This is a genomic window from Sedimentibacter sp., assembly GCF_033447055.1.
Taxonomy (GTDB): Bacteria; Bacillota; Clostridia; order Tissierellales; family Sedimentibacteraceae; genus Sedimentibacter.
On sequence record NZ_JAWQJF010000057.1, the window covers coordinates 1 to 15,993 of the forward strand.

Annotated in this window: 11 protein-coding genes and 1 tRNA gene; all 12 read right to left on the reverse strand. The window is 32.9% G+C overall.

From position 1 onward, the window contains the following. A partial coding sequence (locus tag SA378_RS03495; protein ID WP_318524599.1) for a CHAD domain-containing protein occupies nucleotides 1-976 on the reverse strand: 976 nt, incomplete at its 3' end. 126 nt (nucleotides 977-1,102) lie between these two features. After that, complete coding sequence (gene ppx / locus SA378_RS03500; protein WP_318524600.1) at nucleotides 1,103-2,623, reverse strand: exopolyphosphatase; 1,521 nt, start codon at nucleotides 2,621-2,623, stop codon at nucleotides 1,103-1,105. Between the two features lie 5 nt (nucleotides 2,624-2,628). Then, a complete protein-coding gene (locus SA378_RS03505) occupies nucleotides 2,629-4,773 on the reverse strand; it encodes an RNA degradosome polyphosphate kinase (protein ID WP_318524601.1) in 2,145 nt (714 codons plus the stop codon). After that, the gene (locus SA378_RS03510; protein WP_318524602.1) at nucleotides 4,766-6,322 is read right to left on the reverse strand and encodes an HD domain-containing protein; all 1,557 of its coding nucleotides are present in this window, start codon (nucleotides 6,320-6,322) and stop codon (nucleotides 4,766-4,768) included. Before SA378_RS03510 ends, SA378_RS03505 begins: the two co-directional genes overlap by 8 nt. A 368-nt stretch (nucleotides 6,323-6,690) precedes the next feature. Further along, nucleotides 6,691-7,842 carry a YibE/F family protein gene (locus SA378_RS03515; protein WP_318524609.1) on the reverse strand — a complete coding sequence of 384 codons (1,152 nt, stop codon included), beginning with the start codon at nucleotides 7,840-7,842 and terminating at the stop codon, nucleotides 6,691-6,693. 53 nt (nucleotides 7,843-7,895) lie between these two features. Further along, nucleotides 7,896-9,455 (reverse strand): alkaline phosphatase, encoded by a 1,560-nt coding sequence (locus SA378_RS03520; RefSeq protein WP_318524603.1) that lies wholly within the window; start codon nucleotides 9,453-9,455, stop codon nucleotides 7,896-7,898. A gap of 192 nt (nucleotides 9,456-9,647) precedes the next feature. Next, nucleotides 9,648-10,217 carry a M15 family metallopeptidase gene (locus SA378_RS03525; protein ID WP_318524604.1) on the reverse strand — a complete coding sequence of 190 codons (570 nt, stop codon included), beginning with the start codon at nucleotides 10,215-10,217 and terminating at the stop codon, nucleotides 9,648-9,650. 9 nt (nucleotides 10,218-10,226) lie between these two features. Beyond that, entirely contained in the window at nucleotides 10,227-11,414 is a 1,188-nt protein-coding gene (locus tag SA378_RS03530; RefSeq protein WP_318524605.1) for an amidohydrolase, read from the reverse strand. A gap of 90 nt (nucleotides 11,415-11,504) precedes the next feature. Continuing rightward, complete coding sequence (locus tag SA378_RS03535; protein WP_318524606.1) at nucleotides 11,505-12,911, reverse strand: YfcC family protein; 1,407 nt, start codon at nucleotides 12,909-12,911, stop codon at nucleotides 11,505-11,507. 168 nt (nucleotides 12,912-13,079) lie between these two features. Then, entirely contained in the window at nucleotides 13,080-13,874 is a 795-nt protein-coding gene (locus tag SA378_RS03540; RefSeq protein ID WP_318524607.1) for a serine hydrolase, read from the reverse strand. A gap of 1 nt (nucleotide 13,875) precedes the next feature. Continuing rightward, on the reverse strand, nucleotides 13,876-15,621 hold the full coding sequence (locus SA378_RS03545; RefSeq protein WP_318524608.1) for a sigma-54 dependent transcriptional regulator: 1,746 nt from the start codon (nucleotides 15,619-15,621) through the stop codon (nucleotides 13,876-13,878). Nucleotides 15,622-15,895: 274 nt separating this feature from the next. Next, nucleotides 15,896-15,980, reverse strand: a tRNA-Leu gene (locus tag SA378_RS03550). Nucleotides 15,981-15,993 lie beyond the last annotated feature (13 nt).

Here is a 15,993-nt window from a genome sequence, read left to right on the forward strand (position 1 = left end):
ATCTTTTTAAAACAAACCTTTTTAACAAAATATCTTTTTTATCATCCCACCCTATAATCTGTGTAAATATGCAGCTTAAATCAGCATTCATTAATCCTTGTGATATATATTCAATCAGCAGGGATTTTTCTTTTTCTCTTTCATCACTAAGCACTTTCATCAATGCGGATTTATCCGTTACCAAATCTAAATTTTTTTCAAGTATTGATTGCCAATGTTCTATGAGAACATCAATCTCACGAATATATGAAAATCTCTTAGCTATTTCTTTTAATTTTTCTTGATTCTGTTTATAATCCTGTTCATACAAAATCGGTTTTATGAAAGACAGCAAAGATCTAAGCTGGCGAATTTTCACCCTTATTTGATGTGCAAATTCAATATCATCAGGCATTTCCAGATACAATTTCTGCATATCTGTAATTTCATTCAAGATATCAACCATCATTTGCTTAAACTTCTTTAATGTAAGTTCATCATTGTTAGATTTATCAGTCGAATCAAAATGATGAGGCAAATTTGAATGAATAATCCATATTAATTCACCTTTGTAAGGGTTTCTGCTTTGCATTTCAAATCCAACCATTGTCCCTTTATTAAAAGAAATTCTAGCGTTATAAATCAGTTTGCTCCATCTGCTCAAGTATGGTTCGTGACCAACAATAAAAACAGTTGAATTTTCATCAACATTATCAAATTGTTTTATCAAGGAATCATAATCGCCGTCTTTGATAAAGTCAAAGGATGAAATAGTATCTGCATTAAGTTCATCAGAAATTATCTGTGCAGTTTGTTCTGCTCTTAGTGCCGAACTTGTCCAAATCAAAATTTTATAGTCTGCTTTGAGATTCTTTTTAGCTTCTGAAATAATCTTAAAGATCTCCTTTTTACCTTTTGGGGTTAACTGTCTTTTTGCATCATCCTTTTTATCCTTCAAGTCTTCAGCTCTTCCATGTCTGACAAATATAACATCCATTAAATTCACTTCCTTCTTAGGTTTTTTATTTTTGATTACATAAACAGCATTCAATCTAAATCGAACTTAAATGTATTTATAAAAAATTCTAACTGGCGGTTTTTGCGTTGAAGCATATGCAGTGCATTACTCGGATTTTACATTCATATTACTGAAAAATATTTTCTTAAAGGCCTTTTCGCTTTGCAGATATGTTGGCAATTCGATGCCACTATATTCATAATTTATCGGAATAATGTTTACATTATTCTTTTTAATACTGCATTTTAATTCTTTAATATTTCCGTTTTGTGATTTGCATAATTCCTCTGATATTCGTACAAACAAGCTAAGCTTTTGTATAGCATTATAATCGTCCTGATTTATTACAGGATAATAATCAGCCCAATCTTGTTTGAAATCTTCGTTTCTGTGCATACCAACAATAAATGCGCATATCACAAGCTCCCTGTAACTTAATCCATTGATTTTTGAATTTATGGCTAAATAAAATCCATGATAATGATGATCATAATAATCGATATGAAGACCCACATCATGCAGCAATGAGCCAACTTCTAACAATTTTCTATAACTTCCGTCAAGTTGATGCAAAGAATCCAATTGGTCATATAAATCAAGAGACAGTTTCCTTATTCGATAGCTGTGCTGCAAATCAACGTCATATTTTAACAATACATTGTCTATGCTGTGCTGCAAAACAGAATTGACAATTTCGCCATTCAGCTTGTATTTATCAAAATAATGCTTGAAAAAAGCGCCTTCTCTAAGCCCGTTACCGCTTACAATCAACCTGTCAGATCCGATGAAATCCAATAAAACTTTTAAAGGAATTAACCCTCCTGCAATAATATCAGCTCTTTCCTTCTTAAGCCCCGGTATATTTTTCAGTTCGTTGCTTTTCAAACTTGTTATTATATCATACATTTCATGAATATCCTTAGATGCAATGTTGTAATTATGCATAGACTGGTTCAAAAAACCATGTTTTTTCTTATGAATTTTGGATAAAGTTCTTATTGATCCTCCTAATCCAACAACAGCAACATTATTTGCCTCATCGAGCCAAGATATTTGCTGATATATGCTTCTTATAAATTCCTCTGCTTTAACTATATTTTCTTTTAATGCATCTCCATCCAGATACATTTCTGTCAATGTAACTGCTCCATAAGGAATACTGATTGAATTTTGAACTTTTCTGTCCTTAACTAAAATTAATTCTGTGCTTCCTCCACCGGTATCAATAATAATGCAGTTTTCAATATCTATGGAATTTATTACTCCCAGATAATCAAGATATGCTTCTTCCTCGCCTGAAATAACGTTAAAATTAAATTCGGTTTCCGAATATACTCTTTGTAAAAATGCTTTGCCATTAACTGAATTTCTTACAGCAGCCGTGGCAATGGCTATGGTTTTATTAACATTGTGAGATTTAAGGATATTTTTAAACTGTTTTAATGCCGCAATTGTTCTCTCAATAGCAGTTTCTTTCAGCAAGTTATCTTCCCACATGCCTTCGCTCAGACGAACCATTTCTTTGAATTGGTCAATCATTTTATAGGAACTGTTGAAATTAATTTTTATTACTAATATTCTTACTGAGTTTGAACCCAAGTCGATAATTGCTACATTTTCTTCCAATACAGTCACTCCTTAGAACTTATATTAATATCATATCCATTGCTTGTAACAATATTTATTTCATTATACTGCTCAGCTGCTTCAACAGCAAGCCTACAAAAATAATCCTGACTATTGATAATTTTTTTTCCGCGTTTATCAATTGACTTATATATTCCATTTTCATCCGAAATTCTTGCCTTGACTGTATTGTTCAGTTCAATATTAAGTGTATTTATTATTCTTTTTTTTATATCGCTGTTTTCAACAGGAAAAAGAAGCTCGACCCTCTTGTTCAGATTTCTCGGCATCCAGTCAGCACTAGACAAAAAAATGTCCTTATTTCCATTATTATAAAAATAATAAATTCTGCTGTGTTCCAGAAATCTACCGACTATGCTTATAACAGTAATGTTTTCGCTGATTCCTTTTATTCCAGGGCGCAGACTGCAAATTCCTCTGACTATAAGATTGATTCTAACTCCTGCACAAGATGCCTCATAGAGCTTGATAATAATTTCCGGATCAACCAAGGAATTCATTTTTGCTATTATCTGTGCTTTCTTGCCCTGCAAAGCGTTTTGCTTTTCATTTTCAATCAGTTCAATAAATCTGCCCCTCATTCCTAATGGTGCAATTTCAAATTTGAACCAAACAGGTGCATCAGAGTAACCTGAAAGCATGTTAAAAAGGGCAGAAGCATCTGCTCCAAAATGTTCATTGCAGGTGAAAAGTCCCATATCTGTATACATTCTTGCAGTAATATCGTTATAGTTACCAGTACTCATATGCACATATCTTTTTATTCCATCGCTTTCACGCCTTACGACCAGTGTAATTTTACAATGAGTTTTTAAGCCCTTAATCCCGTAAATAACATGACATCCTGCCTGCTCTAATTTCTTTGCCCAGAGAATATTGTTCTCTTCATCAAATCTTGCTTTTACTTCCACCAGGACCATTACCTGCTTTCCATTTTCTGCTGCCTGTGCCAACATTTTAACTATTGGAGAATCCCCGCTCACCCTATATAAAGTTTGCTTAATCGCAAGCACATTGGGGTCCATGGAAGCTCTATTCACAAATTCAATAACAGGATCAAAAGACTCATAAGGATGCATTAAAAATATATCTTTTTCTTTGATTGCCTCAAATATATCATCATAACCCAGTAGATTACAAGGAGTTTGAGGTTTATAGCAATTATATTTTAACTCTTCATATCCTTCCAATGAAGATAATTTCATGAAAAAAGACAGATCCAAGGGACCTTTGATATAATATACATCTTTCTCATGAATATTTAAGGTAGTCTGCAAAAAATCCAACATTCTTGAATCCATGGATGAATCAACCTCGAGCCTTATGGCAACTCCCCATTGCCTTTTCTTCAGCGAACTTTTGATTTCTGCCAATAGGTCTTCAGCATCATCTTCGTCATATTCCAAATCTGCATTCCTGGTAATTCTGTAAGGGTGTGCGCAGATTATTTCTTGTCCATTAAAAAGATATTTTAAAAACATTGTTATTACTTCTTCAAGAAAAATAAAACTTTTATTTTCAACGCTGCTGTCACAGGTCGTAAGATGCACCATTCTCGGCAGAACAGAAGGAACCTGGACAGTCGCAAATACGGTTTGATCTTCTCTTTCGCTATCTTTGAGAATTACGCCAATATTTAAACTCTTGTTCCTGATTAAGGGAAAGGGCCTGCTTGCATCAACAGCCATAGGAGTTAATACCGGAAAAACTGTGCTGTGAAAATAATGTAGCAAAAAAGACTTTTGATTTTCATCTAATTCTTCTTTTTTAAGAAAATTAATATTATTTTTTTTAAGATTAGGAATAAGAACTCTGTTTAAAATTGTATATTGTAAATTCACCATTTTATGCGCTCTGAGCGATATAAGTTTTAGCTGCTGTTTATTAGAAAGTCCGGAATAATCCTTTTTATTAATATCTGAGTTAACCTGTTCTTTGATAGAACCCACTCTTACCATAAAAAATTCATCTAAATTAGAACTCGTTATCGATAGAAATTTAAAGCGTTCAAACAAGGGATTGTTTTTATCCCTTGCTTCCTGAAGTACCCTTTCATTAAACTCTAACCAGCTTAATTCTCTGTTAATAAATAATTCTGTGTTGTTTATATTAATATCTAAATTATACATCTGAAGCAACCTTCTTTACTTTTAATATGGCAGATACCCCAAAGACTTCTCTGAAAAATTCAGATTTCATTTCAAAAGTCCACTGTTCCAGCAATACATCATCAGAAGAAGCAACGTTAATGATAACAATATTGCCATTATATGTTACGGTCATGTCCTTAATCTTTTGTTTATGGCTTCTATCAAGTGCATCTGCTATTCTTATTATAGCAGCCAGTTTTGATACCACTATTCTGCTTTGCTCATCTAAACTAATGAAATTTTCATGGGTGTGTGAAGGCACGACACTGCTGTGATATCTTGCAACATTGGCTACAATTTTTGTTTCGTTGTCAGATAAACCCAATATATCTGAAGCTAAAATCACGTTGTACGAATTTATGTAATGTTTATTGAAACTTATATATTTCCCGACATCATGAAGAATTGCTGCAATTTGAAGCAGAAATTTCTCCCTGTTGTTGAGACCGTGTAATTTTTTTAAGGAATTAAATAAAATCAACGATTTGTTTTCTACATCTTCAGCATGTTTTTTTTGATACTGAAATTTTTCTCCAATCAAACGGCACAGTGAAAGTATATCGCATTGAAGTTCGTTTGTTGAATTTGGGTTTCTTTTTTCAATTACGTCTGAAACAACGCCATCAACAAGCGTTACCATTGGAGTATATATCATATCATTTGTAGTAATATCAAGAAATTTTTTAAGTATCATCATTGTTGGCAGCAATATATCCGAGCTTTCCTGCGTTATCTTATAATCCTTTACTATTGATTGCGGAGAAAGAAATAAAAACGCATTATAAACGCGCAAGAAATCCTCTTTTAAGATATATTTGTTAAAATCTGCCTTATTATCTGAAATGCATAGAGTATTAATTAATTTTATTTCTCCTCCTATTACAATCAAGTTTTTAAAAGTTCGAATGTTATGAAACAACATTAAATTATCGATGTTACTTTCTATATACTCCTCCATAATTTTAGGAAAATTCAATGTTCTTCCTTGTAAATCAGAAAGCAATTCCCTTATCCTCAAGAAACCGAGTTTAATGTTTTTGCTTAAAATCAGTTTATCATTATCATACATTGAAACTTGAATACTCCCTGAGCCAATATCGACAATTATACAATTTTCTTCACGCAAATGCCTGTAATTTTTCATTTGATTTTTTATTGCCTTAAAAATCAAATACCGTTCTTCCGAATTAGTGATTACATTTATATGAAATCCAGTTTTTATTTTAATTTGATCTAATATAAAATCTCTATTTGCTGCTTCACGTACAGCGCTAGTTGCAACAGCTACATAAGTTGTTATATTGTAGTCAGTCATGAGCTGCTTAAATCCCTTTAAAATTTTACAAGTTTCATTAAGTGTATCAAAGCTGATTTTGCCCATTGCATATGTATCTCTGCCAAGAGATATATTGCGTCTTATATTTTCCAATATCTTAACTTCAAAATTAAGATTCATTTCAACTATTTTCATACGCAAGGAATGAGATCCAATATCTATGGCAGCTATCAATTGGTTTTTGTTTTTCATAATACCTCCCAAAAAGGTAAGCTCAATATTTAGTATACCCAATATTCATTTATGCAATCATATTGCGGTAACTGTTTTCATTTTCTATAATTATATAATTATATAATGACTTTGTATACATTATTTAAACAAATTGTAAAATTTATTTTTGTAGTGTAAATCTACATTAAAATGCATTGATTTAATATATCTCCATACATATTTTTTACGTAAAATTAACCTGAAATTTGCCATTATGTCTGTGATTTTTTTGTCAATATCATATATTTGTACAAAATATTTACACAAAACACATTTTTTATATAAATATTTAAGTGTCAAGGGGACGGGGTTGTTGTCATATTGTTGTCAACACCCCCGTCCCCTTGTTATAAAAATTTTTCTGTAAATTTATTTTTGTAATACATGAACCCGCAAATTAAAGATGTTAAGGGTGAAACCAAGACAAGACCCAGGCAGCCCACAAAGGTATGAAGTATTTCTGCAGATATTGCTTTGGAGTTTAATATGTTCATCATTGGAGTTCCCTGAGCCATGTAGACCATCATCACCGATATATAGCTTCCCATATATGCAAGAAGCAAAGTTGTAGTCTGACTTCCTACAACTGATTTGCCTATTGTAAGACCTGATTTTATCAAATTCTTTTTTGTAATGCCAGGATTATTTTTAATTATTTCTTCTAAAGATGCAGATATGTCTATTGCAAGGTCAAGTATAGCTCCGGAGCAAGCCAAATAAACTCCTGCTTCGAATATTGATGTTAGGTCTAATGACATAAAACCTGCATACAGCAATGATTCAGACCATTGCATCACAGTACCGTCAATATTGAAATAGCGTGTAAATATTACAGCTATGAATGCCGTTATCAATGAACATCCTATTGAACTTATTATTGCCGCATATGCTTTTTTTGTAAATCCTGCCACCAAAAGCAGTGTTGTAACGGTTAAGGCATTGCCCACAATGAGTCCTACAAACAGCGGATTATACCCCTTTAACATTAAAGGAATCAATATTTTCCATATGCTTAGCACAGCAAAAGAAAAGGACAATAATGTACGTACTCCCGTAAATCCAGAAAATATAATGATAGTAAGTACAAACAATCCAATCAGAAAAATCTGTTTATCTATTCTGTAATAATCAATCATATTAGCAAATATAATATTGCCCTCACTGTCAAATTCAAGAAGCACCCATGATTTGTCGCCTTCTTTGAAAATCTTATCAAATTCATATTTACCTACAAACAAGTTGACGCCTTTTACATTTTCTCCTTTATGAGAACCTGTTTCTATTTCTATTTCACAGTTTTGTCCTCCCTGCGTAATCATGCCTGTCTTATACATCCCTGAATTGTCAACTGAAATTACCTTTGCGCGAACTCCTTCAGAATTTACATATATTTGTTTTTCAAATCCTGTTGGAATTATTGCCAGAATAAAAATAAAAAGAAAAAAAACGGCAATAAATATTAATTCTTTCTTGTTTGTAAAAAGTATGTTTTTCAAAATATCACCCTTTCATTTAAAAAAAGGCTGGATTATCCAGCCTTAAACCAGTATATTTATTTACTAACACTAATCTTTGTCAATTTAACTAATTTATTAAACACATCCGTGTTGTCATAAGATCCGTTGAATATATCTGCGCCAACAACAGTTGCAAACACTCCAACAGGAAGGCCTGTATGAGAATAAGATGTCCAGCCTATACCAGCTTTATTGTTTAAAATATGTGTGATTGATACAGACAATGGGTCATATCCGCCATAAAGGATATATGTTTCATCATTTTTAGTTTTATCTTTTTTCATTGATTCAACAAAACCATCTTGTAACTTTTTATATTCTCCTCCTGTCATTTCCAAAGGATTAATTTCCAAACCCGCAGCTTTTTCGTCAATTCCATTTGGTACAACAAGTCCAAAGTTTTCAGTAATTACAGGCATAACCTCTTCAAATGTCAAACCATCTGCGTCTTGCTCTTTCATGTCTTTAATTAGTTCATTAAATGCTACATAAGACATTTTTTGATTGTCCAATATGTCAAAAGCTGTGCTGTAACCAGTTGCGGCATATCCGATTGTCATTCCGCCTGTTTCATGATCAGCAGTTACTATAATCAGTGTTTCTGATGGATGTTTCTTACCGAAATCTATTGCTACCTGAATAGCATCTTCAAAAGCCAACACATCTGAAATAACTGATTTTGCATCATTTGCATGACAAGCCCAGTCAATTTTTCCTGATTCAGTCATCATGAAAAATCCGTTTTTGTTGTCCAATACATCAATACCTTTTTTAACGAAGTCAGCAAGCTGCAAATCACCTTGTTTTGCATCAATTGCATATGGCATTGCACCACTGTCTTGAAGAACAGGGCTTACAGCATATGTTTTTCCAGAATTTTTGTTGAGAGATAATATTTCTTCTTTTGTGTCAGCTACTGTGTATCCTTTTTCTTCCAATACTTCATAGGCGCTTTTTTGATCTTTATTAGCACCCGTTGCTTTGCTTATAGAACCGCCTCCAAAGTAATCAAAACCTGAGTTTGCCATTTGCATAGCAATATCATAGTAATCATTTCTTGTTACTACATGTGAATAGTAAGCTGCCGGAGTTGCATGATTGATTGTTACATTTGATACAACCCCTATTTTCATGTTTCTTTGTTTTTTTAGAAGTTCCGTGATTGTAGGTGCAACTGTTTCTTTATCAACTTTCAAACCGATTGTTCCGCTGTGTGTTTTAACACCGCTTGCCAGAGAAGTTGCAGTTGATGCTGAGTCAGGACAAAATGATGTTGAGTCTTGAGTAGTCATCACACCTGCTACAGGGAACTGCGTGAAGTTTAGTAATTCAGTAGTTACTTCTCCATAAGTGTTATTTCCTTCATACACCTGAGCTGAGTTTACTTGAGGAAAACTCATACCGTCACCAATAAACATAAATATGTATTTAGGTTTTTTAGTCCATTCAGTCTTTGATGCAAGTTCAGTGCTGAGTTTATTTGCAGCTTCTTCTTGCTTTTGTTGTTCAATTGTCTTGGCATCCACAGATGCACAACCTGTTACAGACGCTGCAATCATAGCCAAACATAGTACATAAGATAATATCTTTTTCATAATTTCCTCCATTAATGTTTTTGTTTACAAAACAATCTTAAAGAAGGAATATAAAGTTTAAATAACAAGACTGTAAAAATACAGTAATTTTTTATAAAGATGAAAGATGTAGACAAGTACAAAATTCGGCTGTCGAATTGGACAGCCGAATTTTGTTACACTAAATCATAAGAAATTACTTTTTCAATTTTACTAAATTTGAAAATCCATAAACGGTGTGGGTTTAGTGCTTACGTCATAGAAATGCCACCATTCTTTTTCATATGCTAAAAAGCCAACGCTCTCCATAACTTCTTTCATATATGTCGCGTTTTTTCTTCCTTCTTCGGAAGTTTTTGTACAGCTCAGAGAAGCTCTTTCTGTCATATCATCAAACTCAGATGGCATAACTATGTCATTTCCGTCTAAATCAGTTAATGTAATATCTACGCATAGACCATTCATATGAGTTGGTCTAAATTTTTTTATCTTACTCATATCGGGTGGTCTTGCTACAAAATCATTATTAGGCATTATTTCCCAAAATTTAGCCTGCGCACTAATAGGCCTATATGCATCCCAGATTTTCACTCTGTAACCTGCAACCTTGAATATATTTTTAGCTTTTATTAAAATTTCCGCAGTGTTTTTATCTATCCAGCATTCATTTGAATTATATATCTTCTTACCAGTAAAATTATCCGTGGTTGCATATCTTAAATATATAATAAAGTCATTGTCTATTTCGACTAATTTGACCAAATTTCCTTTTTCATTACACATATTTTAAATTTACACTCCTTTGTTAAGCAATGAGATAACATTTTTAACTTGAAGTCTTACACCAAGAATCATGCATTTTTCATCAATAGTAAATTGAGGATGGTGTAAGTCTACCCTAGGCCCATTTTGAGGACTATAGCAACCCAAATGAAAATAACATGCAGGTTTATTCATTGCAAAATATGAAAAATCCTCACAACTCAAATCAGGGTATTCTTCCAATACTACATTTTTCTCACCTATAAGAAGCTTCGCATTATTTTCTACCACTCTAGCAACCTCATCATTATTAATAAGAGGACTATAGCTTTCAGTAACATTGAATTCTATTTGCGCTCCCATTACTTTACCTATACTCTCGCAAATTGCTCTAATTTGTTCACGTACGGTTAATCTTGTTTCTTGATCCAAAGTTCTGATTATACCTTCAAGCCTTGTATAGTCAGCAATTTGATTTCTGACAGTACCACCTTTTATCATTCCAAAAGTACACACTGCAGAGTTTAAAGGAGAAACATTTCTACTTATTACTGTCTGCACTGTATTTATAATATTAGCTGCAACTACAATAGTATCGATTCCTTCATTGGGATGAGCACCATGGGCACTTTTACCTTTAATATTCAAATCTATCATGTCAGATGCCGCATACATTTTTCCATACCTTATGCCAACTGTTCCGGTATCATATGCGGGTTCGACGTGTAACCCTAATACATAATCCACCTTAGGATTTTCCATACATCCTTCTTTTATCATCCTTTCTGCTCCACCTATAGTTTCTTCAGCGGGTTGAAAGAAGAATTTTACATTTCCTTTTAATTCATCTTTTAACAAACTTATTATTCTTGCAGTAATTAATAAAATAGAAACATGAGAATCATGACCGCAGGCATGCATTATGCCTTTGTTTATAGAAGCAAAGTCAAGATTAGTTTCTTCATAAATTGGTAAAGCATCCATATCACCTCTAACAGCAACAGTATTACCAGGCTGATTACCTCTAATAATTGCGACTACACCGGTGACAGCAACACCTTCTATATATTCGATACCCCATTCATCCAATTTTCGGCAAATATATTCTGCAGTTTTATTTTCCATTTCAGACAGCTCTGGATTTTGATGAATATGTCTTCTTATTTTAATTATTTCCTTATCAAGCTCATATTTTTTGATTATTTTATCCACATCCATATCATTCTCCAAATTATAGTATTTTGCCGAGCCCCATCTACTTAATAAGTTAAGAACTCGGCATTAATATTTATATATCTATTTTTATTATCAATATCCTATCAATACTGCGATTTCAAGCATGATCATTTGAGCTGCAAGCAACATCAAAAACAACGGTGTAAACCATTTATACCACTTTTCAAGTTTGATTCCACCTAGTCCGCAGATGATAACGATATCCGCTGTAGGCCAGAAAATGTTTGATAAACCATCCCCAAACTGGAATGCAAGTACTGCTGTTTGACGAGATACACCGATAAGATCAGCAAGCTGAGACATTATAGGCATTGTAGCAACTGCCTGACCTGAACCTGATGGAATAAAGAAATTTATTAAAGTTTGAACTATAAGCATCAATTGAGCTGAAATTCCGCTTGGTGCATTTCTTAATAGATTTGAAAGATGAAAAATAACTGTATCCATAATCATAGCATCTTTCATAACTACTACGATACCCTTAGCAACACCAGTAAGAATACAGCCCCAAACAACTGTTTTTGCACTGTCAATAAACTCCTCACACCATTTGTTTGGTGACCATTTCTTGATTCCGGCTCCAACCATTGACATGATTAAAAATAACCCGCATAGCTGAGGATAATCCCAACCCCATTTCATAAGTCCTAACATCAGAATCACTAATGTTACAACAATATCTATGATTACTAATAAGTCAGATGTAGTAAATTCATATGAATCCAAATCTCCTTCTGAAAATTCATGAATTGATTTTTCTCCATAAACAACCGATAATTTAGGATCTCTTGTTAGTTTTTTAGCATATCTAAGCACATAAACAATAGAAATTGTCATAAATACAGCTAAGCAAATCGCTCTGTACCAAGTTCCGGAATATAATTCCACTTGAGAAATATTCTGAGCTACACCAACTGTATATGGATTCAATGTAGCACCCATGAAACCTATGAACTCACCACAGGCTATAACTGCAAATCCAAACATTGCATCATAACCCATTGCTATACCTAAACCGATAATAAGTGGATAAAACCCATAGAATTCACTGGCCATACCGAAAATAGAACCGCCCAAACCAAAAATTATCATAAGTATAGGTACTAAGATCAATCCTTTATTTCCTAGACGTTTGAGCAATGTGCCTATTCCAGAGTGAAAGGCTCCTGTTTTTACCATTACTCCAAAAGTACCACAACAGCATAAAATTACAAAAATAATATCTGCAGCGTCAACACAGCCTCTATAAAAAGCTGAGAATAGCCCTAAAAAACCTGTAGGTGATACTTCCGACTTATCAACTTCATGATAAGTTCCATCAATAGCAACGCTTCTAATTCTTCCGTTAACATCCTGATCTTGATAATCATATGTACCCGATGGTATAACCCATGACAGTATTGCCATAACTAGAACCACAGCGGCTACAATAATTAAGGTATCAGGCATATTAAACTTCTTTTTCTTTACACTTTCCATTTCAAAACCTCCTATAATTGTTAAAAAAATCTTAATTAATATCAATGAACATATAAGCAATTAATGTGCCAACATTCTAAAAAAAAAATCGTGTAGATTTAAGCATTTATTCTCATATTATCTACACAATTATTATTTATCTAGTCCGTTAATCCGGATTAAGTACGCTTATACGGATTTATTTGAATTTTTATAACATAGAAGAGTAATATCTCTCATTATACTTTCTGCATTCCTTGTGTTAGAATCCTCAGCAGCCATACACAAAACAAATGGATTTTCGCTATAAATAATACCCATATCCATGATTGAATTATCATCTATACCTGTCTGATGAGCTATAGGAAGCTCTTCATCAAAGTAATAAGGTATTATACTGTTTTGTTGATGTTCTTTTAATATTTCAAGCATTTCGAAACTTGCACTGTTTGAAATAATTTGCCCCTTATACATTCTGTAAAACAAGCTTGCCATTTCTTTTATGGAAACATAGTTCTCTACACCCTCATCTATCTTTTCCCTGTCAAAAATAGCCCTGTGAAGTCTAGTCTTCGGAAAGCCTAGCATATCCAAAGTTTTATTTATTTCTTCCTCCCCAAACATTCTGAATAATATGTTGAAAGCAATGTTATCACTCACAGAAGTACTTAAACTATATAAATCTTTCAATGTTAATTCGGTACCTTCATGAATATATTCAAGGGCACCAAACGTCTTTATTTTTTTTTCTTTATTACCTATATAGTCGCTATGTTTGAGAATATATTTACTGTCTTTGCTTGCTTTGTCCGCCTCTATCCATTTAAATGCTTCAAGAAGTGTGATGATTTTTACTGACCCAGAAGCTAAAAAAACATCGCAATTTCCAGCATAGCAATTTTCACCACTATTCAAATCAATGTAATAAATACCTATTTTGCCTCGAAAGTTTTCAATTCTATCTTTAATATTATCTAGAATCATTTTATTCCATCCCTTCATATAAGATACCATATTTCTTTATCTTGTCAAAAATAGCAGTTCTTCCGATATCTAAATACTGAGCCGCCTTAGATTTGTCTCCATGAAATAAATCTAAAGCGTTTCGTATTGCTTGCTTCTCACAATTTTCTTTTAATTCTTTTAAAGTCATCGGTTTTAATGCAAATTGATTATGTTCAGGCAGAACTATGTCATCTGGAGGTATTATTTTTTTATCGCATAAAATAGCAGCTTTTTCCAATACATTCTCCAATTCTCGTATATTCCCCGGCCATGGATATTCCTTGATTTTCTTCAAAGTTTGAAGCCCTATTAAAACAGGTTCTATCTCAAGTCTTTCACATATTTCAGGCAGAATATCCGATATTATAGCATGTATGCAATCTAACCTTTCTCTAAGCGGAGGTATCTCTATTGGAAATACATTTATCCTATAATATAAATCCTCCCTGAAACTCTTCTCCTTTACCATTTCTGAAAGATCCTTATTAGTTGCTGCAATAAATCTTACATCAGCCTGTCTCTTTTTAGTACCGCCTACACGGTAATACGTCTTGCTTTGCATCACTTCCAGCAATTTACCCTGAAGTGTCAGAGGTATTTCACCTATTTCATCCAAAAATAAAGTGCCTCCGAATGCCATATCAAATAGTCCTTCTTTACCACCTTTTTTAGCTCCGGTAAATGCGCCTTCTTCATAACCAAACAACTCACTTTCTAAAAGATAATAAGAAATAGCAGCACAATTTATGTGCACAAATGGCTTATCCTTCCTTCTGCTGCAATTATGTATTTCTCTTGCCAAAAATGTCTTCCCTGTTCCGCTTTCACCCGTCAATAAGATAGTTGCATTTGTAGCACTTCCTTTTTGAAGGAGTTTTTCCAGTTCTCTAAATTTGCCTTCATTTCCCCACAGTCTGAAACTATTGTATTGTATACTGCCATATCTATCTTCAGATTTCTTAGATAATATCTTATTATATTTAAAATTATCATCGATAATGTTTTGTATCAAGCTTTCTTCCTCATCAAATGAGATCATGTTGTACAAAAAACCCCTTATTTCGATTATTTCTTTGGAAATAAAAATCTTTGTTTCTTTAAAATCAATCAAAATATCACCCCTGAAAATCGCTCCATAAACATTATGATTGATAAGCTTTTTTAAATTTATATCCCGAATCTTTTCTTGGTCGCAGTATCCATCGAAATGCTTTTTTTCTAAAATCTCATTAAAACAATTTTCTTCCGTACCTTCAGGCATGAAGTATTTTATTCCGTTATCATCTGCCAGAATTGCAATTTCCTTATGCTCAACTGTATCAAAAGACATCACCTGAGCATCTACCTTAACTATGATATTTTTCCCTTTTCTTTTTACTAATATGGATTTTCTTTCATATATAGTATCTATAAATTCTTCTGTTTTACCTTCATATTTAAAATTCTGCTTTATTATCGGCATTATCTCTTCACTGCCTATTGAAGAAATAAGCAATAGTCTTTTATCGCAGTGTATTTCATTAAAAGGTATTTTTAACTTCTTAGCAAAAAATGAGTAATCCTTTCCTGCATTGGAGATGTAAATTAAAACATTACCCTTTTCAAAGCTTCCACTTGGATATGCAATAGGGTTTACCAAATCCTTTTTTATGTATTTTAAAGTCTTATCGCCCAAGAAAACAATATTATCATTTTGATCTGTTATTATATAATTATCTTTCTTCATTTTTCATTTTTCCTCGCCTATTAAACTGACTTTTTATAAACATTATTATTTTATTATTTTGTCACATAGGAAAATTAAATCTTTAACATAATCATAAAACCATTAATTGCTTTTAGCAAGATAAATTTCCTTCACTTCTAAAGTAAATTTTTCATCTTTTTCGCTTAACTTAATTTCCATTTTATCACACACGGCTCCCTTGTTTTTATTAAATTAACTGTATGCAAAAAAAATAGCAGTTCCAATTTAGGAAACTGCTGTAACCATTGATATTTGGTACGGATAACAGGACTTGAACCTGCACGGTGTTACCCACACGGACCTGAACCGTGCGCGTCTGCCAATTCCGCCATATCCGCATATTTTATATCG